We start from the raw sequence: 22,767 nt of genomic DNA on the forward strand, positions 1-22,767 counted from the left end.
TGGGTTTTTTGTCGTCAATGGCCCGGGCCCGCCCATAGAGTCGTCAGCGATGTGGGGCGATGCCGTGGACACCCGTGCCTTCAAGCGCTCGCTGCACCATTCGGAGCGCTACAACCGCCGCGGCTTCGGCCGGGCCGAAGAGGTGGCCGGCAGCCTTGAGCAGGCCTATCAGAGCGCGTTGATCGCCACGATCCGCGAGCAGGGCTATGAGCTGCGCCACGGGCGCCTCACGATCAAGCTGGCCGAGGCCTTCGGTTTCTGCTGGGGCGTGGAGCGGGCGGTGGCGATGGCCTACGAAACGCGGCGTCACTACCCGAGCGAGCGGATCTGGATCACCAACGAGATCATCCACAACCCCTCGGTGAACGACCACCTCCGCCAGATGAACGTGCAGTTCATTCAGGTGGAGGAAGGCGTGAAGGATTTCTCCGAGGTGGGCACCGGCGATGTGGTGATCCTGCCGGCCTTCGGCGCCACGGTGCAGGAGATGCAGCTGCTCAATGAGCTGGGCTGCCACATCGTCGACACCACCTGCCCCTGGGTGTCGAAGGTCTGGAACACGGTGGAGAAGCACAAGAAGCAGGCCTTCACCTCGATCATTCACGGCAAGGTGAAGCACGAGGAAACGCTTGCCACCAGCTCCTTCGCCGGCACTTACCTGGTGGTGCTCGACACCGCCGAAGCCCAGATGGTCTGCGACTACATCCTCGGCCGCGGCGATCGCGAGGCCTTCATGGAACGGTTCGCCAAGGCCTGCTCGCCTGGCTTCGACCCCGACCGCGACCTCGATCGGGTGGGGGTGGCCAACCAGACCACCATGCTCAAGAGCGAAACCGAGGACATCGGACGCATGTTTGAGCGCACGATGCTGACCCGCTACGGCCCCACCGCCCTCAACGATCACTTCCTGGCCTTCAACACGATCTGCGACGCCACCCAGGAGCGGCAGGACGCCATGTTCTCGCTGGTGGACGAACCCCTGGATCTGCTGGTGGTGATCGGCGGCTACAACTCCTCAAACACCACCCACCTGCAGGAGATCGCCATCAGCCGCGGCATCCGCTCCTTCCACATCGACACGCCCGAGCGGATCGGCCCCGGCAATCAGATCGAGCACAAGCCCCTGGGCGGCGAACTGGAGAGCGTGTCCCCCTTCCTGCCGGAGGGGCCGCTGAAAGTGGGAATCACCTCCGGAGCCTCCACCCCCGACCGGGTGGTGGAGGATGTGATCCGTCACCTGATGGAGCTGTGCGAGCCCTGAGCACCTTTGCCGCCCTCCCTGCGGCCTTGCACCGTGCCACCCGCACCCGTGCCAGCGGTGTCAGCGCCAGGAGCGGCAGCACCGAGGAACGTGCCCTTCTGCAAGACACGGAGGCATCCAAGCCTGCTGTCACATCGGCTGCGTATCAGCCGGACGCTGCGATTTACGGTTGCCTGTGACAACCAGAAACAGTTCATCCACTCCGGCCTTCGGTAGGTCCAATCCTTTGACCTTCACCCAGCCCCGCCATCTGTCCGACGCTGTCGTGCCCGTTTCCCCGTTACGCAACGGGGACGATGCACGCATCCGCTGCTACACGAGCGTCTTCGCCGACCTGATGGAAATGCGTGCGGAACCCCGCACCGTTGCCACCTACCTCGACCATCACGACGGCTGGTTCCGCCGCTGCGCGGCTCCGATGCAGGTGTTGCCGCTCGGACACAACGGCTATGCCCTCACCCTGGGCCGCTTTGGCAACTTCGGCTTCGAGGTGGAGCCCACGATCGGGCTGGAGCTGCTGCCACAGAGCGAAGGGGTCTACCGGATCGTGACCATCCCTCTGCCGGAAGGCGACCCCGCCCTGCAGCAGATCTACGACGTGGCCTTCAACGCCTCGCTTCAGCTTGAGCGTGGCGAAGGCGATCAGGCGCTCGCCACCATGGTGCGCTGGACCCTGGATCTGAGCGTGTGGATCCGGCTGCCCGCCGTGATCGGCCTGCTGCCTGAAGGGCTGGTGCAATCCAGCGGCGATCACCTGCTGCGCCAGATCGTGCGGCAGATCTCGCGCAAGCTCACCTGGAAGGTGCAGGAGGATTTCCACGCCACCCATGAGCTCACCTGCCCGCCACGGCGTCAGGCGCGCTTCTGATCGCCTGGCATTGCTGCCGAGGCCCTGTCAGCTGTGCGGGCGCGGGCCTGTTCTCTAGGCCCTGAGAGGCCCACAGCGGCTCAGCGCTCAGAATCCGTGCGCTCTCAGCGGCTCGTCCAGATCTTGTTGACGATCTGCATGCCGCTGACCGCTTGCCAGAGGAACAGCGACATCACGGTCATGTTCAAGCCCACATGCGCCTTGCGGGCGAGCATGTTGCCCTTCTGCATGGCCGGAGCGAAGGCGGCGGCCACGGCGATCAGGCTCACCATGGAGATGCCCGCCAGCAGGTGCGGCCCCACGAACAGCTTGCCGTTGTTGATGTAGGTGACGGCCATGCCGCCGAAGCTGCCGAGCACCATCAGGGCCAGCACCAGGCTGCCGATCTGGAAGTGGCGTTGGGCGAACTTGCCCTTGATCAACTCCTTGCGCTGTTCCGGTTCAGCGGTGCGGGTCTTCTTGGCCTTCACCCCCAGATAGAGGGCGTAGCCGAAGAGTGCCAGCAGCGCCCACATCAGCAGGGGATGCAGGAAGTTGAGATTGAAAGCCAGGGCGTCCGGCATCGCAGTGAGAACGGTGACGTTGCGAAGCTACAACTCACGGTGTCGTCCCGTCCGTTCAGTGGAGGAAGTGGCGACGTCCGGTGGTGACCATCGCCAGACCGAGCTCCTCGCAGGCCCGGATCGAATCGCCATCGCGCAGGCTGCCGCCCGGCTGGATCACCGCCGTGATGCCGTGGCGGGCAGCCAGGCGCACGGTGTCGTCGAAGGGGAAGAAGCCATCGCTGGCCAGCACCGCCCCCCGGGCCGCCTCTGCCGCCGCCTCCAGCGCGAGCCGCGCCGATCCCACCCGATTCATCTGGCCCGCACCGATGCCCAGGCTGGCCCCATCGCTGGCCACCACAATCGCGTTGGAACGCACATGACGCACCAACCGCCAGGCGAAGCGCAGATCGTCCAGTTCAGCCGCCGTCGGCGCCCTGCTCGTCACCACTTGCCACTCGGCTTCGTCCACCGGTTGATCGTCGAGGTCCTGCTGGAGCAGCCCACCCAGCACGCTGCGCCACTGGTGGCGAGGGGCCCGGGCGATCGCGGCTGCATCGAGCTCCAACAGGCGCAGATTGGCCTTGGCGCCCAGCTGCTCGCGGGCCTCGGAGCTGTAGCCCGGTGCCACCACACACTCCAGGAACAGGCCAGTGAGCAGCTCGGCGGCCGCCTGATCCACCGGTGTGTTGAGCGCCACGATGCCGCCGAAGGCCGAGGTGCGATCGGCGTCGAGGGCCCGCCGCAGGGCCATCGCCCCATCGGTGGCGACCGCCACGCCGCAGGGATTGGTGTGCTTCACCACCACGGCCGCCGGCGCCTCAGCAGCGGTGCCCTGGGCCAGATCGGTGTAGCCGAACTCCCGCACGGTGGCGAGGGCGGCTTCGAGATCCAGCAGGTTGTTCATGCTCAGCTCCTTGCCCTGCAGCTGGCGGGCCGCGCCCCAGCCGGCGGCGGGAGCGGAGAACCAGGACGCCTGCTGATGGGGGTTCTCCCCGTAACGCAGGGTCTGCTGGAGGGGCAGCTCAATGGCCAGCGCCCGTGGCGGCGCAGCGGCTTCCAGGCGGCTTTCCAGCCAGGCGCTGATGGCCGCGTCATAGGCGGCGGTGTGGCGGAAGGCCTCCAGGGCGAGACGCTGGCGCAGCGCGTCGTCGAGCGCGCCGGCCGCCAGGGCGGCGAGGAACGGTTCGTACTGGGCTGGGCTGGTGAGTACGGTCACGGCCGCATGGTTCTTGGCGGCGGCACGCACCATCGCCGGGCCGCCGATGTCGATCGTTTCCACGGCCGTTTCCCAGCTCACGGCTGGGTCGGCCACCGTTTCGCGGAACGGATAGAGGTTCACCACCACCACATCGATCGGGGGGATGCCCTGCGCGTCGAGGTCGGCCTGATGGGCCGCGTCATCGCGGCGGGCCAGGATGCCGCCATGGATGCGGGGGTGAAGGGTCTTGACCCGGCCGCCAAGGATCTCCGGAGAGCCGGTGTGCTCCGCCACCCGGGTGACCGGCAGGCCGGCCGCCGCCAGCACCGCGGCGGTGCCGCCGCTGGAGAGCAGTCGGAAGCCGTGGGTGTGGTGGAGGGTGTGGGCCAGCGCCACCACGCCCTGTTTGTCCGACACACTCAGAAGCGCCGTGGGTGCCATGTCGATCGAGACGCGATTGCCACAACCTACGCAGCAACTCCCCGTTTGTTTCCGCCGCCACCCCTCCGATGCCTACCGATCAGCGTGTCCATGGACCGGCCGAGGCGAAGCGGCGGCTGGTACTGCTGCACGGCTGGGGCGCCGATGCGGATGATCTGATCGATCTCGGCCAGGAGCTGGCCGGCCCTGCCATCGGCCTGGTGGGGCTGCGGGCCCCCGAGCCCCACCCACAGGGCATGGGCCGCCAGTGGTACGACCTGCAGAATCCCCTCTGGCCCGAGCTGGTGGCGGCGGCAAGGCAAGCGCTGCAGCTGCGCCTGCTGCAGCTGGGCGAGCAGGTGCCGCTGGAGAACACGGTGCTGCTGGGCTTCTCCCAGGGCGCCGCGATGGCGGTGGATGTGGCCAGCACCCTGCCACTGGCGGGCGTGATCGGCTGCAGTGGCTATCCCCACCCAGACTGGCTGCCCCGTGGCCCCCTGCCCCGGGTGCTGCTCACCCATGGGCGGGAGGATCCGGTGGTGCCCTTTGCCGCCAGCGAGCGGCTTCAGCAGTTGCTGCAGGGCGCAGGCGGGAAGGCTGAACTGCTGGGTTTCAGCGGCGGGCACAGCATCGATCCGGCGCTGTTTCCGCAGCTGCGCACGTTTCTCCAGGATCAACTCGGCGCTGCACCGGCCTGAGCAGATCCTGGGATCGGGGCCTTGCGGCGGTTATCGCGGGAAGGCCCGCCCCCTGGAGGGCGGCCTTCCCGCAGGGGAAAGTCAGACGAAGGCGTATTCGTACTCTTCCATTTCCTCCCAGTCGTCGGCGGCGCTGGATTCGATGCCGGCAAACAGGTTTTCTTCGCCGATCTCATCGACGATCAGGCGAAGGGAGGGGAACAGGAAGTGGTTCTCCTCGGCGTACTGCGCGCTGAACAGGCCTTTTTCACCCCAGAAGAAGCGGTCGGTGGTGTGCTCGTTGCGGCGCACGTTGAGCAGGGCCGGCGGCACCAGCGCGGATTCGGCGATGAAGCGCCGGGCGGCCGTGACCGGTTTGTGATCACCGGTTTCGAGGTTGTGGGTGGGCACATGGGCCAACACACGCTGACCGGCAAGACGACGGCGGCTGATCCGCTTGCGCTTCTTCGACATGGAACGACTCCCGAGGGGGAGGAAAGGAGGATGGGTTTTGTGGCGTGCCGAGGCGAGCCACGGCGAATGCGCACCCGGGATGGATGCAGCAAACGGCCAATCAGGGCAGGGCGGGAGCGGTGGTGCACGGGGTGGCCTGTTGGCAGACCACGCCCGAACACGACACGGATAACGGCGCGGCTGACCCGAGCGGGTCGCCGAACGGCAGAGGGACGATTCAGCCTCTGCTGTAGCCTCGGTTGCAAGGGAAATGCAACCGCTGCCGCCGATACCTCCGCAGTGCCATCCGCTCCCGGACAGCGAAGTATTGGTCGATACGTAAATCTTAAGCCTTTTTCCGAAATCTGGATCATCGGATCGCAATTTCTTTCGGCAACCCGTCCGTTTCAGTGCTGATGGAGGTTTCTGCGCGCTTCACCGCCTTCCTGACCCATCAGCTGGATCAGTTTTCCGATCGCCCCGACCTCCACTCCCTGGTCGTCTACCTCGCCATGACGCGCCAGGGCGGCAAGCCGGGCCTGGTGCCGGTGGGCCAGTGGCCACGCCGTTCCACCGCCCTGCCTGCCGTCGATGAAGACCGCAGCCTGCAGCTGCCCTGCCCGGAGCGCCGCTGGCTGCCGCTGCGCCGCGAGCAGCTCCTGCTCGGTGCCATCCGGGTGGAAACGGCCTCCCTGCCGTGGTCGCCCACGCTCACGCCCCGGCTGCAGGCCACGGCCCAGGCGGTCACCGAAGTGCTTTGCCTCGATCTGGAGGAGCAACGGCTCACGCGCCAGCTGAAGCGGAACCAGGAGGATCTGCGGCTGCTGGTGCACCAGCTGCGCAACCCGCTCGCCGCCCTGCGCACCTTCGGCAAGCTGCTGCTGCGGCGCCTGGAGAGCGACCCCGACAACCGCTCCCTGGTGGAGAACCTGCTGGCGGAAGAGCAGCAGCTCAACCGTTACGTGGAGGCGATCGATGGGCTGATCGAGCGGCCCCTGATCGGCCCCGGCAGCCAGGATCCCCAGCCCCTGCTGCTGCCGCCCTCCCTGAGTTCGGGCCAGCCACAGGCGCTGGCGGAGCGCCTCGATCCCCTGCTGAAACGGGCCGCCGCCACGGCCTTGCTGCAGGGCCGTCGCTGGCTGGGCGGCGAGGTCCTGCCCCAGTGGTTCGGTGACAGCGGTGCGGTGGCCGAGATCGTTGCCAATCTGCTGGAGAACGCCTTTCGCTACTGCCCGCCCGGCGCACCGATCGGCCTGGAGGTGGCCCACGCCCCCGGCGACGCCGAGCGGCCCCGGTTGATCGTCTGGGACGGTGGAGCACCGATCGCCGCCGCCGAGCGGGAGGCGATCTTCGAGCGCGGCAGGCGGGGAGCGCAGGCCGCCGGCACAGCCGGTACGGGCCTCGGGCTCACCCTGGCCCGGGCGCTGGCCCGCAGCCTGGGTGGTGATCTCACCCTGCACATCCCGCCGCAGGAGCTGGATCCGGCGCTGCCCGGCACCGGCAATGCCTTCTGCCTGCAGCTGCCCGCCAGCTGCGCACCTGCCGTGGGCCGGCTCAGGCCAGCGCCACCATCAACGCCGTGAGGGCCAGCGCCAGGGCTTCACACCACTCCACACAGGCGCCGTAGGTGTCGCCGCTGTGCCCACCCAGGCGGCGCCCCAGCAACCAGGGGATCACCAGTGCGGGCACCAGGCCAAGCGCGCCCAGGCCGCCCAGGCCCACCGGGCCGGACGCCAGGGCCAGCAGCACGAGCAGAGGCAGGGAGGGCAGCAATTCGCGGCCAAGGCCGCGCCAGTGCTGGCGATGAAAGCCAGCGCTGCCGCCGCTGGTCTGCCGCAGATACGGAAACCATTGGATGGCGACCAAAGGGGCGAGGCGCCCCCACACCGCCGCCCAGATCAGGGCCAGCGCCACCAACGGCGCCGGGGCCACTTCCGCAAGGGTGAGCAGGGCGGCGGCGCGCACCAGCAGCACCTGCGCGAACGCGACCACTCCACTGGCTCCCACCCGGCTGTCGTCCATCGCCTCCAGCGCCCGCTCGCCTGCCGCGAGGCCGTCGGCGGTGTCCATCACCCCATCAATGTGAATCCCGCCGCTGAGGCTGAGGCCACAGGCCAGCACCAGCGCCACCTGGGCCGCGGGCGGCAGCCCGCCATCGCTGAGGATCCAGAGCAGGCCCTGCAGGCTGCCGAGCACGGCGCCGATCCAGGGGCCGAAGCGGGCGATGCGCTCAAAGCGAGGCTGCACCCGCGGCCAGGCCGGCAGCACGCTGTAGAAGATCCAGGCACCGGCGAGCTCCTGCCACCAGGCCGGCGGGGCGGACGGGGATGGCGGACGGGAAGACACGAACCGCAGCGCATCGGAAGGGAGCACCTAGGTTCGTCGACCGTGCGCGCGCTGATGCCGTGAACCGCTCCGCCCCCGAGGCTGCCGGGCCTGAGGCCGCGGCGCCATTTCGCTTTCAGGTGTCCCACCGCTGCAGCCACAGCCATGCCCGCTGCGGCAGCTTCCACACCCCTCACGGGGTGGTGGACACGCCGCGCTTCATGCCGGTGGGCACCCTGGCCACGGTGAAGGGGGTCACCCCCGTGCAACTGCGCGCCACCAAGGCCCAGATGGTGCTGGCCAACACCTATCACCTGCATCTCCAACCAGGCGAACAGGTGGTGGCGGAAGCGGGCGGCCTGCATCGCTTCATGGGCTGGAGCGGCCCGCTGCTCACCGATTCCGGTGGCTTCCAGGTGTTCAGCCTCGGGGCGATCAACACGATCAACGACGACGGCGTGGTCTTCCGCTCCCCCCGTGACGGCGCCCGCATCACGCTCACGCCGGAGCGGTCGATGGAGATCCAGATGGCGCTCGGTGCGGATGTGGCCATGGCCTTCGACCAGTGCCCCCCCTATCCGGCCAGCGAAACCGATGTGGCGGAAGCCAACGGGCGCACGCACCGCTGGCTGGAACGCTGCATCGCCCACCACAGCCGGCCCGATCAGGCCCTGTTCGGCATCGTGCAGGGGGGCACCCATGCCCACCTGCGCGAAGAATCGGCGCGGGCGGTGGCGGCGATGGGCCTGCCCGGCATCGCCATCGGTGGGGTGAGCGTGGGCGAACCGGTGGAGGCGATGCATCGCATCGTGCGCCAAGTGACGCCGCTGCTGCCGGACGACCGGCCGCGTTATCTGATGGGAGTGGGCAGCTACCGCGAAATGGCGATCGCGGTAGCGCAGGGGATTGATCTGTTCGACTGCGTGCTGCCGACCCGGCTGGGCCGGCACGGCACCGCACTGGTGGGAGGCGAGCGCTGGAACCTGCGCAATGCCCGCTTCCGCCACGACCACACCACGCTCGATCCCAGCTGCCCCTGCCCGGCCTGCGCCCACCACAGCCGCGCCTACCTCCACCACCTGATCCGCAGCGAGGAACTGTTGGGGCGCATCCTGCTCAGCCTCCACAACCTCACCCAGCTGCTGCGCTTCACCAGCGCCATGGCACAAGCGATCCGCGAGGGGTGTTTTTCAGAGGATTTCGCTCCGTGGGAGCAGGGATCTCCTGCGGCGCACACGTGGTAGCGTCCGAGCCACACAGGTTTCCAAGGCCCGCGATGCCTTTCTCCATGCTGTTCGCCGTCGCGACTGCCACCGCCGCACCGGGCTCCACCCTGGCCCAGCTTCCCGAGGCCTATCAGGCGTTCGGTCCTCTGGTGGACATCCTGCCGATCATCCCCCTCTTCTTCCTGCTGCTGGCCTTCGTGTGGCAGGCCTCGGTGGGCTTCCGCTGATCTCCTTGTCTGGATCGCGCTCCGCTGATCGCGTCCTCTCCGACTTGGTCTTCCGCCGTTAGCGGCAGCTGATCGCCGCGGCAAATGGCTGTGTGGCGATGGCGGGGTGCTTCAGCGGCGCTCCCGGATCACGGCCCAGGCAAAGGCCGGCAAGGCCAGCATCCGCTGCCAGCGGGCCGGTTCCTGAATCAGCCGGAACAACCATTCCAATTGCAGGGCGCCCATCCACCCGGGCGCCCTTTTTTTGACGCCGGCCCAGACATCAAAGCTGCCGCCCACCCCCATCCACAGCCCGCGGCGGCCGTGGTGGACGCGTTGAATCCAGGTTTCCTGGCGGGGCACCCCCAGCGCCACCAGCACCAGATCCAGCTGGGCGCTCTGCAGGGCGTGCTCCAGGCCTGGCCAGGCTTCCGGCGCCTGGTAGCCGTGGATCGTCATCACCAACTGGAGGGCGGGCAGGCGCCGGCGCAGTTGCTCGCTCAGTGAGGCCATCACCTCCGGGCTGGCCCCCACCAAGGCCACGCGCCAGCCGGCCGCGGCGGCCTGCTGCAGCAGCCGATCCGCCAGCTCGATGCCGGGCGTGCGCCGCACCCGATGCCCCTGCCGGCGCAGGGCCCACACCACGCCGGCGCCATCGGGAATCACCAGCTCGGCGGCATGGATCACCGCGCCCAGCTCCGGCTGCTCCAGGGCGGCCATGGTCATCTCGGCATTGAGGGTGACGATCTGGCCGCCGCCGGCGCCATGGAGATCCAGCGCAGCCGCGAACACATCCGGGCAGACATCCACCGGCAGGCCGAGCACCAGGGAACGCCGGCCAGCCAACGGGGTGGATTGTGTGGCCATCGCTGCCTGAGGGCCGTGGGGCCGCGGGAGAGAATGAGTGGAGAGTACCGGTGCCGGTGGCGCCGCGATTCCCGTCGCACGGAGCCGGAGCAGGAATGACAGAGAGCTGGGCGGCGGACACCTGGAGCAGCGGCGATCCCTCCCATGGCCTGCCCGCACCTGAAGCGCCGGTGATGCAGGGTCCCCTGCGGCTGGAGCGGTCCGAGGCCGAAGCGCTGCTCGAGCGGCTCCACGCCCAGATCGACCATGTGGTGCTGGTGCGCCAGCACCCGATCAGCGGACTGCTGCCGGCCAGCACCGCCCACACCGTGCACGGCAACTACGGCGACGCCTGGGTGCGGGACGGGGTGTATTCGATTCAGTGCGTCTGGGGGCTGGCCATCGCCCAGCGGCGCCTGCACGGAGCCGGCACACGCGTGTATGAGCTGGAACAGCGGGTGCTGCAGCTGATGCGCGGCCTGCTCACGGCGATGATGCGCCAGGCCCACAAGGTGGAGCGCTTCAAGCGCAGCCTCGACCGCCTCGATGCCATTCACGCCAAGTTCGAGACCTCCAGCGGCGATCCAGTGGTGCCGGATGACGGCTGGGGCCACCTGCAGCTCGATGCCACGGCGCTCTACCTGCTGCAGCTGGCGCAGCTCACCCGGGCGGGGCTGGTGGTGGTGCGCAGCCATCACGAGCGGGATTTCCTGCAGAACCTCGTGTACTACGTGGCCCGCGCCTACCGGGTGGCCGATTACGGCATCTGGGAGCGGGGTGACAAAGGCAACCACGGCGAACCGGAGCGGAATGCCAGTTCGATCGGCCTGGTGAAGGCGGCGCTCGAGGCGCTCGAAGGGCTGGATCTCTACGGCCCCCATGGCGACGGCCAGTGCCGTCTTCACATTCCCCACGACGCGATCGTGCGGCTGCGGCGGGCCCTGCAGGCTCTGCTGCCCCGGGAATCGGCCAGCAAGGAGGTGGACAGCGCCTGCCTGGCAGTGATCGGCTACCCGGCCTGGGCGGTGGACACGCAAGAGCTGGTGGAGCGCACCCGCACCAAGATCCGCCGCGAGCTCGGCGGCGCCTACGGCTACAAGCGCTTTCGCCGCGATGGCCACCAGACCCTGATCGAAGACCACAACCGCCTCCACTACGAACGGGAGGAGCTGGCGCAGTTCGAGAGCATCGAGTGCGAATGGCCGCTGTTCCTGGGCTACGAGCTGGTCACCGCCTGCTGCGAGCAGCGCTGGGAGGAAGCCTGGCGCTGGCGCCGGCGGCTGGAATCCGTGAGCGTGCTGGTGGAGGGCGTGCCGCTGCTGCCTGAGCTCTACCTGGTGCCGGAGGAGGCGATTGCCGCAGAGCGGCGCCAGCCCGGCAGCCAGGCCCGGGTGCCAAACGCGAACGTGCCGCTGCTGTGGACCCAGAGCCTCACCTGGCTGGGGGATCTGCTGCTGCACGGCCTGATCGAGCCCGAGGACATCGACCCCTGCGGGCGGCGGCTGCCACGGCCGCTGGGGGCGGAGCAGGTGCTGGTGGCCCTGGCGCCGGCCACAGCCGAGATCGCCGACGCCCTGGAGCAGAAAGGCCTGCCGGTGAGCCGGCCGGATGGCGCCGTGCGCATCGCCAGCTCCCAGCAGCTGGCACGGCGCAAGGCCCAGGTGGGCGCCAACGCCCGGCTCGGTCTCAGCGGCCACCCGCCCGTGCGGATGGAAACCATGGCCACGGCGCGTCTCTACCGCTGCCCGGGCGCCGACGGCGAGGACCCCATCGCCTTCCTGCCCGCCGTGCTGGAGGAGGGCACCTTCTACCTGGCCGATGACCCTGAACAGCTCGCCGACACGGTGGTGAGCGAGCTGCGGGTGCTGATGCGCCAGTGGCGCGGGCCGGGGCTGCCGCTGCTGGTGATTCCCCTCGCCATGGTGCCCTTCGGCAGGGATCCCGGCGCCTTGCTGCGGCTGGGTGAAAGGCTGCAGGAAGGGCTGGTGGAGGGGGTACCGGTGCGGCTCGACCGCCTCGAAGCCTTCACCGAGCTGGCCGGCTGGGAAACGCTGCCGCCGCTTCCGGCCGCCACCGCGCCGGCGGCCAGCAGCCGCCCCCCACTCCTTCAGCAGAGCACCAGCCAGCAACCGCTCACGATCCAGCAGGAGCAGGAACTGGATGACGCGCCCCTGCCGGTCCTCGCGGACCGGCTCTGGAGCAGCACCTCCCTGCCCGAACAGGCCGAGGTGCTGGAGCAGCTGGTGCGGCGGCTCGGCCCCAACGCCATCCTGCAGGGCCCGTTCAGCAGCGGACCGGTGACTCTGCGGGGTCTGGTGGAGGAGGTCTACCGCCGCGGACTGATGACGGGCGACTGGAACGTGGTGCGCCGCTGCGGCGGGCTGATGCAACTGGTGCACCCCCAGCTTGAGGATGCGCTCACCGATCTGCTGGTGCACCAGAAGCAGCTGGTGGTGGGCCGCAACTACACCCGCGACTCGCTGATCACCGAACCGCAGGGCAGCGTGGCGATCGCGGCGATGATCCAGCGCTTCAGCGGCGAGGACGGCCGTGAATGGATGCTGCAACAGGAGCTGTTGCTTGCCCTCGATGGCCTGGCGCGGCTGGAGCCGAAACTGCTGCAGGGCAGCCTCACCCTGCAGCTGGGCCAGCTGCTGCTGCTGCTCACCGGCGAGCTGGCCGCCGAGCAGGATCTCACCCCCGACGAAGCCTTCGAAACGCTCTGCAGCCTCCCTCCCCACGCCATCCGGCGGCGGTTGCGGGCCGTGCTCGCCGACGTGGATCACGCCCGCGAGGCGCTGCTGGCCAAGGAGCAGCTCCACCTGCAGGGGCGGGTGCAGTGGGAAGTGCCGGATCCGATGGAAGATCTCCCCCCCGGCGGCACCAGCTGGCTGCAGCACCGCCAGCGGCTGGGGGCCCTGCAGCGGGTCCCGCGCGATTTTTACGCCGGCATCTGGGACCTGCTGCACCATTGCCGCGGCCTGGTGATCGGCGACAAGCTGGAGCGCCGCAACCGCCTCGAGAGCGAACCGCTGCTGTCGGAGAAGACCCGGGGCGAACGCAACTTCGCCGCGCTGGTGGAGCACCTGCTGATCAAGATCGAAGCGCCGGAATACCGGCAGCTCTGCACGGAAACACTGCTGTCGCTGGTGGCCTTCGTGGGGGCCAACCCCCAGGTGCGCTTCGACGACTACCTGGCCCTCGATGTGGTGATCGGCTACGCGGTGCGGGCCGGCTGGGCCCAGACCCATCCGCACAAGCCGATCGAGAGCTACCCACAGCAGAAGGCGTCGGCCTGGGATCTCTTCTACCGCTCCTCACCGGCCACCTGCCGCCGCTGGCAGATGCTAGCCCTGCGCGACCTGGCGGTGATCCCCCGGTCACCGGCCCCGACTCAGATGGGCGCGTCGAGGGCCATGCAGAGCGCCGGCTGATCCACCGCCCGCTCGATCAGGTTGGCCAGCAGCAGGGCGCGGGAGGCCTGCTGGCCATCCACCGCCGGGGTTTCCCGGCCACGCACGCACTGCAGGAAGTGCTCCAGCTCGGCGTAGAGCGGCTCGATCGAGGTGGTGCTCACCTCCTCGATGAAGCCATCGTTGCGGTAGAGCAATTCGCCGTGATCGGCCGACACCCACTCGTGGGCGCGGCGGTGGATGTGCAGGCTGCGGTTGAGGAAATCGGTTTCCACCAGGCTGGCGCGACAGTGGGCGCTGAGGCTGCGGATCTTGCGGTGGGCCATCTTGCTGGCCGTGAGGCTCGCCACCACGCCGTTCTCGAAGCCGAGCGTGGCGTTGACGTAGTCGATCGGGCCTTCGCCGCTGCGCCCGCCGGCCGCCGCCAGCCGCACCACCGGCGCCTGGGCGAGCTCCAGCACCAGGTCGATGTCGTGGATCATCAGATCGAGCACCACCGACACATCGTTGGCCCGATCGGCGTGGGGGCTATGGCGGCGGGCTTCCAGCACCACCACTTCCTCATTGGCCACCACCTTGCGCAGTTCGCGGAAGGCGGGGTTGAAGCGCTCGATGTGGCCCACCTGCAGCTGGCGGGCGCTGGCTTCGGCGGCTTGAATCAGGGCGCTGGCCTCCTCCTGGGTGGCGGCGATCGGCTTCTCGATCAGCACGTGCAGGCCCGCCTGCAGGCAGGCCATGCCGACCCGGTGGTGCAGGAGAGTGGGAACGGCGATGCAGACCGCCTCCACCTCGCTCAGCAGCGGGCCGTAGTCGGGGAACCAGCGGCAGCCGAACTGCTCGACCGCCAGGCGGCCGCGCTGGGCGTCGGGGTCGGCCACCCCCACCAGCTCCGCATCGCGCAGGAGGCTCAGCACCCGGGCGTGGTGCCAACCCATGTTGCCGATGCCAATGACCCCTACCTTCACCGGCGTGATGGGATCCGTCGTCATCGCGTCACATGCTCACGCGTCAACGGCCCAGACCTCGTTCCTGAGACGGCATTATCAACGATCACCCTGCGCTGCGGGGCCCCGTTCATCGGCAGACCGACAGGTGATGTGAACCCGCTCAATGCGGGGGCCGTCCATGGCGGTGATCTCGAAGTGGTGGCCCTTCCAGCGCAGGCTCTCTCCGGGCGCCGGGATGTGCTGCAGCCGCTCCAGCAGGAAGCCGGCCAGGGTGTGGTGGCCATCGGCTTCGGGCAGACGCAGGCCCAGCTGCCGGTTCAGCTCGAAGATTTCCAGCTCGCCGGCCACCAGCCAGCTGTCGTCCGGCAGCTGCTGAAGATCGTCGCCACCCTCGTGATGATCGTCTTCCTCGCCGACGATCTCGCCGGTGAGATCGGCCACCGTGACCAGCCCCTCGGTGCCCCCGTGCTCATCAACCACCACCAGCAGCGGCTGGCCGCTGCGGATCAGCGGCAGCAGCTCCGCCAGCGAGGCGGTTTCCTGCACGCGAGCCACCGGTGAGATGAAGGGGGCCAATGGGGTGTCCCCCTGCAACTGGCCGCGGGCGATCGGTTCGGCGAGGCGGCGCAGGTCGAGCATGCCGCGCACGTCGTCCAACGACTGGCCGATCACCGGGAAGCGGGCGTGATGGGTCTGATGGACCGCATCCATCAGTTCGGCGAAGCAGGCATCAAGCGGCAGGGTGACCATGCCGGAGCGGGGCACCATCACCTCACGCACCTGCGTGTCCCGCAGGGAGAACACCCCTTCGAGGATGTTGCGCTCATCCGGCATCAGGCCAGTGACGCTGTTCGATTCGATCAGGGTTTCCAGCTCCCCTGCTGACAGTGCCGGCACCAGCGCATCCCAGTTGCGGGGCAGCCCCAGCAGGCGCAACAGCGTGACGGTGACGCGCTCGAACGCCGAGAGAAGTGGCGCCAGGGTGCGGCTCACCGACTCCAGCACCGGCGCCAGCCGCAGGGCGGAGGCCTCCGGGCGATGCAGCACCCAGGCCTTCGGGATCAGGCCGCCCAGCAGGGTGGCCAGGCTCACGATCACGGCGAACACCAGCAGGTCGATCCAGGGGCTCTCACCCTCGGGATCGAGGCTGGCCGCCAGGCCGCGCCCCGACCAGCCCAACGCCACCACCGCCAGCGTGGCGCCCAGCTGGGTGGCCAGCAACGTGCGGCGCAGCCGCTTCTGTAACCGCTCCACCGCCTTGGCGCCCGGCGTGCCCCCGCTGGCGAGCACCTGCACCCGGCTGGGGCGCAGGCGGATCAGGGCGAATTCGGCGGCTGCGAAGAAGCCCAGCAGGGCCACCAGGGCCACCAGCAGGAGACTCAGGCGCAGGACCAGCACGATCGGAGCGTCAGGGGCGAAGGGAAGGGTCACTCCACAGTGACGCTCTTGGCCAGGTTGCGGGGCTGATCGACGTCGAGGCCGCGATGGGCCGCGATGTGATAGCTGAGCAACTGCATCGGGATCACGGTAAGCAGGGGCGAGAGCAGCTCGTCGACGGCCGGCACCGGCAGCAGCACATCGAAGAGTCCGGTGTCGGGGCCTTCCGGCGCCACGCCGATCAGACGGGCGTCACGCGCCTTGGCCTCCTGGGCGTTGGAGAGCACCTTGTCGAACACCACACCTGGCATGGCGATCGACACCACCGGCACACGCGCATCGAGCAGGGCGATCGGCCCGTGCTTCATCTCGCCGGCCGGGTAGCCCTCGGCGTGGATGTAGCTGATCTCCTTGAGCTTGAGGGCCCCCTCCAGGGCGATCGGGTAGTTGATGCCCCGGCCCAGGAAAATCACGTCCTGGGTATCGGCGAACAGGTGGGCCAGCTCGGCGCACTGGCGGTCGTGCGTTTCCACCAGCTGCTGGAGCTGGGCCGGCAGGGCCCGCAGGCCGCTCACCAGGGCCTGCAGCTGGGCCGGGCTGCGGCTGGAGCGCCGCTCAGCGAACGACAGGGCCAGGCCGTAGAAGGCCAGCAGCTGGCCCATGAAGGTCTTGGTGGCGGCTACTCCCACCTCGATGCCGGCGCCGATGTCGAGCAGGTGGGGAACCAGGCGTCCGAGCGAGCTCTCCGCCCGGTTGGTGATGCCCAGCAACTTCGGGGCGTAGGCGGGATCGGGGATCAGGTCGCGCCGCTCACGCTCCATCAGCAAGGCGGCGAGGGTGTCAGCGGTTTCGCCCGACTGGGTGACCCCGATCGTGAGGGTATGGGGCACCAGCGGCGGCGGTGCGTAGCGGAACTCGCTGGCGTAAAACACCGAGGTGGGCAGGCCGGCCAGCTGCTCCAGCAGGTAAGCGCCCACCATCGAGGCATGGCGGCTGGTGCCGCAGGCGAGGATCTGAATCCGCTCCACCTGCTCGAACACCCCGTCTTCCAGGGGCAGGGCCACCAGAGAGGGTCCGGCCGGGCCGCCGTTCGGCTCGGGCAGGTGACGCGCCACCCATAAGGCCGCCGTTTCCGACTGCTCATGGATCTCCTTGAGCATGAAGTGGCGGAAGCTGCGCTTGTCCGCCACGTGCTCGGTGCCGGTGAGCAGGCGCGGCAGGCGCTGCACCCGGGCACCGGCGGCGTCATAGAGCTCGATGCCGAGGGGCGTGAGCAGGGCCAGCTCGCCGTCCTCCAGCGGCAGGATCGTGCGGGTGAAGCCGGCCAGGGCGGGTGTGTCGCTGGCACAGAGGAACTCCCCCTCGCCAAGACCGATCAGCAGGGGCGCCTGACGGCGGGCCACCACCAGGGCGCCGGGCGTCTGGGCCCACAGCACCGCGAGGGCGTAGGCGCCATGCAGCAGGGGCAACACCTGCTGCAGCGCTTCGAGCAGCAGGGCGCCGCTCGGGATCGCCCCCGCGTCCAGCCGCGCCGCCAGCTCCCGCGCGATCAGGTGCGGGATCACCTCTGTGTCGGTGTCGGAGCGGAAGTGGACGCCCTGGGCCTGCAGCTCCTCGCGCAGTTGCCGGTGATTTTCGATGATGCCGTTCTGCACCACCGCCAGCTGGCCGCTGCCATCGAGGTGGGGGTGGGCGTTGCGCTCTTCGGGCTTGCCGTGGGTGGCCCAGCGGGTATGGCCGATGCCGCAGTTGCCGGGGGCGCCCTGCCGCTCCAGCCGCTGGGCCAGGTTCACCAGCTTGCCCTCGGCCCGCAGGCAGACAAGCTGGTGGGTGCCGGCCGGGTCAGCCGAGGGGGCGGCGGCCCCGGCAGCCATCGACACGGTGGCCAGACCGGCGGAGTCGTAGCCGCGGTATTCGAGCTGACGGAGGCCTTCCATCAGCAGGGGGGCGGCCTCCCTGGAGCCGATCACCGCAACGATGCCGCACATGGGCGATGGGCCGGAATTGGGGTGGTTCTACAGGATCGCCGCTGCCTGGCAACAGTGCCAGGTGCCAGCTGCTGCGAGCTGACAGGTGCCAGGTGCAGGGACGCCGGCACCCAGGCCGAAGGTTCTTGCGGCAGGCACGCACAGCGGGCAGGGCCCAACATGCAAAAGCCCGGCGTGCGCCGGGCTGGAAGCGCTGCGAAAGGCTGCGCCTGACTTCAGTAGGCCAGACCCATGCTGCGGCTGGTTTCGTCGCCCAGGTAGACGCGGACGCTGAGGAAGTCGGTGGGGCAGGCGGTTTCACAACGCTTGCAACCGATGCAGTCTTCGGTGCGAGGGGAGGAAGCGATCTGGCCGGCCTTGCAGCCATCCCAGGGCACCATCTCCAGCACATCGAGAGGGCAGGCACGGACGCACTGGGTGCAACCGATGCAGGTGTCGTAGATCTTGACGGAGTGGGACATGCCCGACCGGAGGCGAACGGCGTGCGGCCAAGGTACCCAAGGCGACCGAAGCCAAGGCTGGGCCGGCCCGAGGCCGTCATTCTTTTTCATATGGCTCGGGGGCCCGTCCGGGGCGACCCGTAGGATGCGGCCTCCCTCTAAGCGGCCATGTCACAGGAAGCGATCTTCGAGAAAGTGCGTTCGATCGTTGCCGAGCAACTCAGCGTGGATGCCGCTGAGGTCAAGCCCGAATCGAACTTCCAGAACGACCTCGGCGCCGACTCTCTCGACACGGTGGAGCTGGTGATGGCCCTGGAAGAAGCCTTCGATATCGAGATCCCCGACGAGGCCGCTGAAGGCATCACCACCGTGGGTGATGCCGTGACTTACATCCTGGATAAGCAGGCCTGAGGGTGTTGATGGTGGAGGGACTCCACCGCGTCGTGGTCACAGGCCTGGGCGCGGTCACACCGATCGGCAACACCGTTACCGATTACTGGGAAGGCCTGGCCTCGGGGCGCAATGGCGTGGCCGCGATCACCCTGTTCGACGCCTCGCGCCATGCCTGCCGTTTTGCGGCGGAAGTGAAGGATTTCGATCCCGTCGGCATGATCGACCGCAAGGAAGCCAAGCGCTGGGATCGCTTCTGCAAGTTCGGCGTGGTGGCCGCCAAGCAAGCCGTGCTGGATGCCGGTCTCACGATCGACGACACCAACGCCGACCGGGTGGGTGTGTCGATCGGCTCTGGTGTGGGCGGACTGCTGATGATGGAGAGCCAGGCCCATGTGCTGGCCGACCGCGGGCCGGACCGGGTCAGCCCGTTCTGCGTGCCGATGATGATTCCCAACATGGCCGCCGGCCTGGCCGCCATCGCCCTGGGGGCCAAGGGTCCGAGCAGCGCCGTGGCCACCGCCTGTGCCGCCGGCTCCAACGCCATCGGCGACGCCTTCCGCCTGATCCAGATGGGCCTGGCCGACGCCATGGTGTGCGGCGGCGCCGAATCGGCGATCACTCCACTCGGGGTGGCGGGTTTCGCCAGTGCCAAGGCACTGTCGTTCCGCAACGACGACCCCGCCACCGCCAGTCGCCCCTTCGATGCGGAGCGCAACGGCTTCGTGATCGGCGAAGGGGCCGGGATTCTGGTGCTGGAAAGCCTGGATCACGCCACCCGGCGCGGCGCCGAGGTGCTGGCGGAGATCGTCGGCTACGGCATGACCTGCGATGCCCACCACATCACTTCCCCCACACCCGGTGGGGTGGGTGGTGCCGAAGCGATGCGGCTGGCCCTGCGTGATGCCCGCCTCGACGCCGAAGCTGTGGATTACGTGAATGCGCACGGCACCAGCACCCAGGCCAACGACAGCAACGAAACGGCCGCCATCAAGGCCGCGCTCGGTCCGCACGCGCTGCGCACACCGATCAGCTCCACCAAATCCATGACCGGCCACCTGCTCGGCGGCAGCGGCGGCATCGAAGCCGTCGCCGTGGTCAAGGCGATGGAGCACAACCTCATACCCCCTACGATCAATTTCCAGAATCCGGATCCGGCTTGTGATCTGGATGTCGTGCCGAACCAGGCGCGGGAACAGAAACTGAACGTCGTGCTCTCGAACTCCTTCGGGTTTGGTGGTCACAACGTCTGCCTCGCATTCCGCAGGAAGCCCTGAACGTTCCCGTTCAGCCGTCCTTCAGGAAGCCCTCACACCACCCCCCTCCTCTTCGCCATGGTCGCTGCCCCTTCAGTGGACACCTTGTCCATCGACACCCTCTGCATCAACAGCATCCGCTTCCTGGCGATCGATGCCGTCAACAAGGCGAATTCCGGTCACCCGGGCCTGCCGATGGGCGCAGCGCCGATGGCCTATGCGCTGTGGGACAGGGTCCTGAAGCACAACCCCAGCAACCCCGGCTGGTTCAACCGCGACCGCTTCGTGCTCTCGGCCGGCCACGGCTGCATGCTGCTCTATTCGCTGCTGCACCTCACCGGCTACGACAGCGTGGGGCTGGAGGACATCAAGCAGTTCCGCCAGTGGGGCTCCAAGACCCCCGGCCACCCGGAAACCTTTGAAACCGCCGGTGTCGAAGTCACCACCGGCCCTCTCGGCCAGGGCATCGCCAACGCCGTGGGCCTGGCGATCGCCGAAGCCCACATGGCAGCGCGGTTCAACAAGCCCGGCGTTGAGCTGGTTGATCACTACACCTACGTGATCATGGGCGACGGCTGCAATCAGGAAGGGGTGGCCAGCGAAGCCGCCTCCCTGGCGGGCCACCTGGGCCTGGGCAAGCTGATCGCCCTCTACGACGACAACCACATCACGATCGACGGCAACACCGCGGTGTCGTTCACCGAAGACGTGATGAAGCGGTACGAAGCCTATGGCTGGCACGTGCTGCATGTGCCCGATGGCAACACCGATGTGGCGGCGATCACCAAGGCGATCGAGGAGGCCAAGGCGGTCACCGACAAGCCCAGCCTGATCAAGGTCACCACCACCATCGGCTACGGCTCCCCCAACAAAGCCAACACCGCCGGCGTGCACGGCGCCGCCCTCGGCGCTGACGAAGCCGAACTCACCCGCGAGGCCCTCGGCTGGTCGTATGGACCGTTCGAAGTGCCCCAGGAGGCCTACGACCACTGGCGTCAGGCCCTCAGCCGCGGTGCCGCCGCCGAAGCGCAGTGGAACGCCGACCTGGATACCTACCGCTCCCAGTACCCCACCGAGGCAGCTGAATTCGAGCGCCAGCTGCGTGGCGAGCTGCCCGCGGGCTGGGAAGCCAAGCTGCCCACCTTCACCCCCGCAGACAAAGGTCTGGCCACCCGCCAGCACTCCTACAACGTGCTCAACGCCGTGGGACCCAGCCTGCCGGAGCTGATCGGCGGCTCCGCCGACCTCACCCACTCCAACCTCACCGACATCAAGGGCGAGGCCAGCTTCCAGAAAGGCGGCGAAGCCAATCGTTACCTGCACTTCGGCGTGCGTGAGCACGCCATGGCCTCGATCCTCAACGGCCTGGCCTATCACGGCAGTGGCCTGGTGCCCTACGGCGGCACCTTCCTGGTGTTCGCGGGCTACATGGTGGGCGCCATGCGCCTGTCGGCCCTCAGCGAGCTGGGCGTGATCTACGTGCTCACCCACGATTCCATCGGCCTCGGCGAAGACGGCCCCACCCACCAACCGGTGGAAACCCTTGCCTCGCTGCGTTCGATCCCCAACCTGCTGGTGATGCGTCCCGGCGATGGCAACGAAACCAGCGGCGCCTACAAGGTGGCGATCAGCAACCGCAAGCGCCCCACCGTGCTGGCCCTCAGCCGCCAGGCGATGGTGAACCAGGCCAACTCGTCGATCGATCAGGTGGCCAAGGGCGGCTACGTGCTGATCGACTGCGACGGCACCCCCGATCTGATCCTGATCGGCTCCGGCACCGAGCTCGACCTCTGCGTCAAGGCCGCCGAGCAACTGAGCGCGGATGGCAAGCAGGTGCGTGTGGTGTCGATGCCCTGTGTGGAGCTGTTCGAGGAGCAGGACGCCAGCTACCGCGAAGCGGTGCTGCCCGCGGCGGTGCGCAAGCGCCTCGTGGTGGAGGCCTCCAGCTCGTTCGGCTGGCACAAGTACTCCGGCTTCGACGGTGACACCGTGTCGATCGATCGCTTCGGTGCCTCCGCCCCTGGCGGTGTGTGCCTCGAGAAGTTCGGCTTCACGGTCGACAACGTGGTGGCGAAGGCGAAGGCCCTGGGCTGAGCCGTTCCGCCATGCCGATGGAGATGCTCGAGCTGTTTCCGCGTTACGTGCTCACGGGCACGTTGCCGGTCGGCACGCTGGAGCCTCTCCTTTCCCTGGCGGAGCGGGTGCTGGCCGATACCGGCCTCACCAGCGATGCCTCCGCGAAGCTCGCCGGCCAGTTGCAGCAGCAGCGCGAGCTGGGTCCGCAGTTTCCGGAGATCACGGCCCTGTGCAGCGAGGTGGTGCTGCCGGCCTGCGAGCGCTGGCTGCGCCACGTGATGGAGCGGCAACCGCCCCAGGGTCGCGGCCCATGGCATCCGGGCCGCTACGGCCTGCAGATGATCGACATCTGGCTCAACAGCCAGCAGGCCGGTGACTACAACCCGGTGCACACCCATGGCGGCTCGTTTTCCGGCGTGCTGTTCCTGAAGGTGCCACCGCAGATCAACGGCACCAGCTTCGACGGCCAGCTCTGCTTCCACGGCCCGGAGGAGTGGCACATCCAGAGCTTCCGTACCGGTATGGCGCACTACGTGCAGCCCGTGCCGGGCACCTTCTATGTGTTCCCGGCCTGGCAGCCCCATTCCGTGCCGCCCTTCCGTGGCGAAGGCGAGCGCTGGTCGCTGGCCTTCAACGTGCAGGCGGTTCCCGCGCCGCCAGGGGGGCAAGGAGCCCCGGCCGCTGCGGCCGTGCCCCGCGGCCGCCTGGAGGTGGGGCCGGCCATGCCAGTGCCGCCCCCGGCCAGCGGCAACGTGTCGCTGTCCTCCACCAGGAAGCGGCCCGGCGGCTTTGCCTGAGCGGAGCGGGGGCGGCGTGCAGCTGACCCAAGGTCTTGCGCGGCCAGGCGCCTGTCGC

The 22,767-nt window shown here is 68.6% G+C and carries 20 protein-coding genes; 11 read left to right on the forward strand and 9 right to left on the reverse strand.

Annotated elements, in window-relative coordinates; translation table 11 throughout:
• The first annotated feature begins 64 nt into the window (after window positions 1–64).
• Both ACXMDP_RS00070 and ACXMDP_RS00075 read left to right on the forward strand, forming a co-directional pair.
• Window positions 65–1,261, forward strand: coding sequence for a 4-hydroxy-3-methylbut-2-enyl diphosphate reductase (locus ACXMDP_RS00070; protein WP_259730690.1), 1,197 nt, complete (start codon window positions 65–67; stop codon window positions 1,259–1,261).
• Between the two features lie 265 nt (window positions 1,262–1,526).
• Entirely contained in the window at window positions 1,527–2,129 is a 603-nt protein-coding gene (locus ACXMDP_RS00075; protein WP_457766987.1) for a DUF1997 domain-containing protein, read from the forward strand.
• 104 nt (window positions 2,130–2,233) lie between these two features.
• Here ACXMDP_RS00075 and ACXMDP_RS00080 read toward each other — a convergent pair whose 3' ends face one another.
• Window positions 2,234–2,692, reverse strand: coding sequence for a DUF4079 domain-containing protein (locus ACXMDP_RS00080; RefSeq protein WP_094513628.1), 459 nt, complete (start codon window positions 2,690–2,692; stop codon window positions 2,234–2,236).
• Between the two features lie 55 nt (window positions 2,693–2,747).
• The gene (gene purH / locus ACXMDP_RS00085) at window positions 2,748–4,313 is read right to left on the reverse strand and encodes a bifunctional phosphoribosylaminoimidazolecarboxamide formyltransferase/IMP cyclohydrolase (RefSeq protein WP_259730688.1); all 1,566 of its coding nucleotides are present in this window, start codon (window positions 4,311–4,313) and stop codon (window positions 2,748–2,750) included.
• A gap of 68 nt (window positions 4,314–4,381) precedes the next feature.
• Between purH and ACXMDP_RS00090 the strand changes: the two genes are divergently transcribed.
• Window positions 4,382–4,990: an alpha/beta hydrolase gene (locus ACXMDP_RS00090; protein ID WP_259730687.1), complete on the forward strand. Its 609-nt coding sequence runs from the start codon at window positions 4,382–4,384 to the stop codon at window positions 4,988–4,990.
• Between the two features lie 81 nt (window positions 4,991–5,071).
• Here ACXMDP_RS00090 and ACXMDP_RS00095 read toward each other — a convergent pair whose 3' ends face one another.
• On the reverse strand, window positions 5,072–5,443 hold the full coding sequence (locus ACXMDP_RS00095) for a DUF3155 domain-containing protein (RefSeq protein WP_259730686.1): 372 nt from the start codon (window positions 5,441–5,443) through the stop codon (window positions 5,072–5,074).
• Between the two features lie 395 nt (window positions 5,444–5,838).
• On the opposite strand from ACXMDP_RS00095, the gene ACXMDP_RS00100 reads away from it, so the two are divergent.
• Window positions 5,839–7,005, forward strand: coding sequence for a sensor histidine kinase (locus ACXMDP_RS00100; protein WP_259730685.1), 1,167 nt, complete (start codon window positions 5,839–5,841; stop codon window positions 7,003–7,005).
• On the opposite strand, the gene ACXMDP_RS00105 is transcribed toward ACXMDP_RS00100, so the two are convergent.
• Window positions 6,977–7,768, reverse strand: a complete 792-nt coding sequence (locus tag ACXMDP_RS00105; RefSeq protein WP_259730684.1) for an adenosylcobinamide-GDP ribazoletransferase — start codon at window positions 7,766–7,768, stop codon at window positions 6,977–6,979. The genes ACXMDP_RS00100 and ACXMDP_RS00105 overlap by 29 nt on opposite strands.
• Window positions 7,769–7,887: 119 nt before the next feature.
• On the opposite strand from ACXMDP_RS00105, the gene tgt reads away from it, so the two are divergent.
• Together tgt and ACXMDP_RS00115 are read left to right on the forward strand one after the other, a co-directional pair.
• Window positions 7,888–8,991 (forward strand): tRNA guanosine(34) transglycosylase Tgt, encoded by a 1,104-nt coding sequence (tgt, locus tag ACXMDP_RS00110; RefSeq protein WP_399233835.1) that lies wholly within the window; start codon window positions 7,888–7,890, stop codon window positions 8,989–8,991.
• Between the two features lie 44 nt (window positions 8,992–9,035).
• On the forward strand, window positions 9,036–9,200 hold the full coding sequence (locus ACXMDP_RS00115; RefSeq protein ID WP_259730682.1) for a photosystem II reaction center protein K: 165 nt from the start codon (window positions 9,036–9,038) through the stop codon (window positions 9,198–9,200).
• Between the two features lie 111 nt (window positions 9,201–9,311).
• On the opposite strand, the gene ACXMDP_RS00120 is transcribed toward ACXMDP_RS00115, so the two are convergent.
• A complete protein-coding gene (locus tag ACXMDP_RS00120; protein ID WP_259730681.1) occupies window positions 9,312–10,046 on the reverse strand; it encodes a WecB/TagA/CpsF family glycosyltransferase in 735 nt (244 codons plus the stop codon).
• Between the two features lie 173 nt (window positions 10,047–10,219).
• Between ACXMDP_RS00120 and ACXMDP_RS00125 the strand changes: the two genes are divergently transcribed.
• Window positions 10,220–13,459 (forward strand): glycoside hydrolase family 15 protein, encoded by a 3,240-nt coding sequence (locus ACXMDP_RS00125; protein ID WP_259730724.1) that lies wholly within the window; start codon window positions 10,220–10,222, stop codon window positions 13,457–13,459.
• On the opposite strand, the gene ACXMDP_RS00130 is transcribed toward ACXMDP_RS00125, so the two are convergent.
• The 4 genes from ACXMDP_RS00130 to psaC form a co-directional block, all read right to left on the reverse strand.
• Entirely contained in the window at window positions 13,420–14,427 is a 1,008-nt protein-coding gene (locus ACXMDP_RS00130) for a Gfo/Idh/MocA family protein (RefSeq protein WP_094513644.1), read from the reverse strand. The two genes, ACXMDP_RS00125 and ACXMDP_RS00130, sit on opposite strands and share 40 nt — an antisense overlap.
• Window positions 14,428–14,481: 54 nt before the next feature.
• Window positions 14,482–15,774 carry a hemolysin family protein gene (locus tag ACXMDP_RS00135; RefSeq protein ID WP_259730723.1) on the reverse strand — a complete coding sequence of 431 codons (1,293 nt, stop codon included), beginning with the start codon at window positions 15,772–15,774 and terminating at the stop codon, window positions 14,482–14,484.
• 38 nt (window positions 15,775–15,812) lie between these two features.
• On the reverse strand, window positions 15,813–17,750 hold the full coding sequence (glmS, locus tag ACXMDP_RS00140) for a glutamine--fructose-6-phosphate transaminase (isomerizing) (RefSeq protein WP_259730680.1): 1,938 nt from the start codon (window positions 17,748–17,750) through the stop codon (window positions 15,813–15,815).
• Between the two features lie 215 nt (window positions 17,751–17,965).
• On the reverse strand, window positions 17,966–18,211 hold the full coding sequence (gene psaC, locus ACXMDP_RS00145) for a photosystem I iron-sulfur center protein PsaC (RefSeq protein ID WP_094513650.1): 246 nt from the start codon (window positions 18,209–18,211) through the stop codon (window positions 17,966–17,968).
• A gap of 147 nt (window positions 18,212–18,358) precedes the next feature.
• On the opposite strand from psaC, the gene acpP reads away from it, so the two are divergent.
• Genes acpP through ACXMDP_RS00165 form a run of 4 tightly spaced genes read left to right on the forward strand, consistent with a single transcriptional unit; the run spans window position 18,359 to window position 22,709 of the window.
• Entirely contained in the window at window positions 18,359–18,601 is a 243-nt protein-coding gene (gene acpP, locus ACXMDP_RS00150) for an acyl carrier protein (RefSeq protein WP_094513653.1), read from the forward strand.
• 8 nt (window positions 18,602–18,609) lie between these two features.
• Window positions 18,610–19,857: a beta-ketoacyl-ACP synthase II gene (gene fabF, locus ACXMDP_RS00155; RefSeq protein WP_094513981.1), complete on the forward strand. Its 1,248-nt coding sequence runs from the start codon at window positions 18,610–18,612 to the stop codon at window positions 19,855–19,857.
• Between the two features lie 57 nt (window positions 19,858–19,914).
• The gene (gene tkt, locus ACXMDP_RS00160; RefSeq protein ID WP_259730679.1) at window positions 19,915–21,930 is read left to right on the forward strand and encodes a transketolase; all 2,016 of its coding nucleotides are present in this window, start codon (window positions 19,915–19,917) and stop codon (window positions 21,928–21,930) included.
• A gap of 17 nt (window positions 21,931–21,947) precedes the next feature.
• Window positions 21,948–22,709 carry a 2OG-Fe(II) oxygenase family protein gene (locus tag ACXMDP_RS00165; protein ID WP_259730722.1) on the forward strand — a complete coding sequence of 254 codons (762 nt, stop codon included), beginning with the start codon at window positions 21,948–21,950 and terminating at the stop codon, window positions 22,707–22,709.
• The last annotated feature ends 58 nt before the right edge of the window (window positions 22,710–22,767 follow it).

This window comes from Cyanobium sp. ULC065, assembly GCF_977927515.1.

Bases quoted from the DNA above. Each gene is read 5' to 3' on its own strand.
- ACXMDP_RS00090 (WP_259730687.1), top strand. From the start codon at position 4,382: ATGCCTACCGATCAGCGTGTCCATGGACCGGCCGAGGCGAAGCGGCGG.
- psaC (WP_094513650.1), bottom strand. From the start codon at position 18,211: ATGTCCCACTCCGTCAAGATCTACGACACCTGCATCGGTTGCACCCAG.
- ACXMDP_RS00095 (WP_259730686.1), bottom strand. From the start codon at position 5,443: ATGTCGAAGAAGCGCAAGCGGATCAGCCGCCGTCGTCTTGCCGGTCAG.
- purH (WP_259730688.1), bottom strand. From the start codon at position 4,313: ATGGCACCCACGGCGCTTCTGAGTGTGTCGGACAAACAGGGCGTGGTG.
- ACXMDP_RS00120 (WP_259730681.1), bottom strand. From the start codon at position 10,046: ATGGCCACACAATCCACCCCGTTGGCTGGCCGGCGTTCCCTGGTGCTC.
- tkt (WP_259730679.1), top strand. From the start codon at position 19,915: ATGGTCGCTGCCCCTTCAGTGGACACCTTGTCCATCGACACCCTCTGC.
- ACXMDP_RS00165 (WP_259730722.1), top strand. From the start codon at position 21,948: ATGGAGATGCTCGAGCTGTTTCCGCGTTACGTGCTCACGGGCACGTTG.
- ACXMDP_RS00130 (WP_094513644.1), bottom strand. From the start codon at position 14,427: ATGACGACGGATCCCATCACGCCGGTGAAGGTAGGGGTCATTGGCATC.
- fabF (WP_094513981.1), top strand. From the start codon at position 18,610: ATGGTGGAGGGACTCCACCGCGTCGTGGTCACAGGCCTGGGCGCGGTC.
- acpP (WP_094513653.1), top strand. From the start codon at position 18,359: ATGTCACAGGAAGCGATCTTCGAGAAAGTGCGTTCGATCGTTGCCGAG.
- ACXMDP_RS00115 (WP_259730682.1), top strand. From the start codon at position 9,036: ATGCTGTTCGCCGTCGCGACTGCCACCGCCGCACCGGGCTCCACCCTG.
- ACXMDP_RS00080 (WP_094513628.1), bottom strand. From the start codon at position 2,692: ATGCCGGACGCCCTGGCTTTCAATCTCAACTTCCTGCATCCCCTGCTG.
- glmS (WP_259730680.1), bottom strand. From the start codon at position 17,750: ATGTGCGGCATCGTTGCGGTGATCGGCTCCAGGGAGGCCGCCCCCCTG.
- ACXMDP_RS00100 (WP_259730685.1), top strand. From the start codon at position 5,839: ATGGAGGTTTCTGCGCGCTTCACCGCCTTCCTGACCCATCAGCTGGAT.
- ACXMDP_RS00125 (WP_259730724.1), top strand. From the start codon at position 10,220: ATGCAGGGTCCCCTGCGGCTGGAGCGGTCCGAGGCCGAAGCGCTGCTC.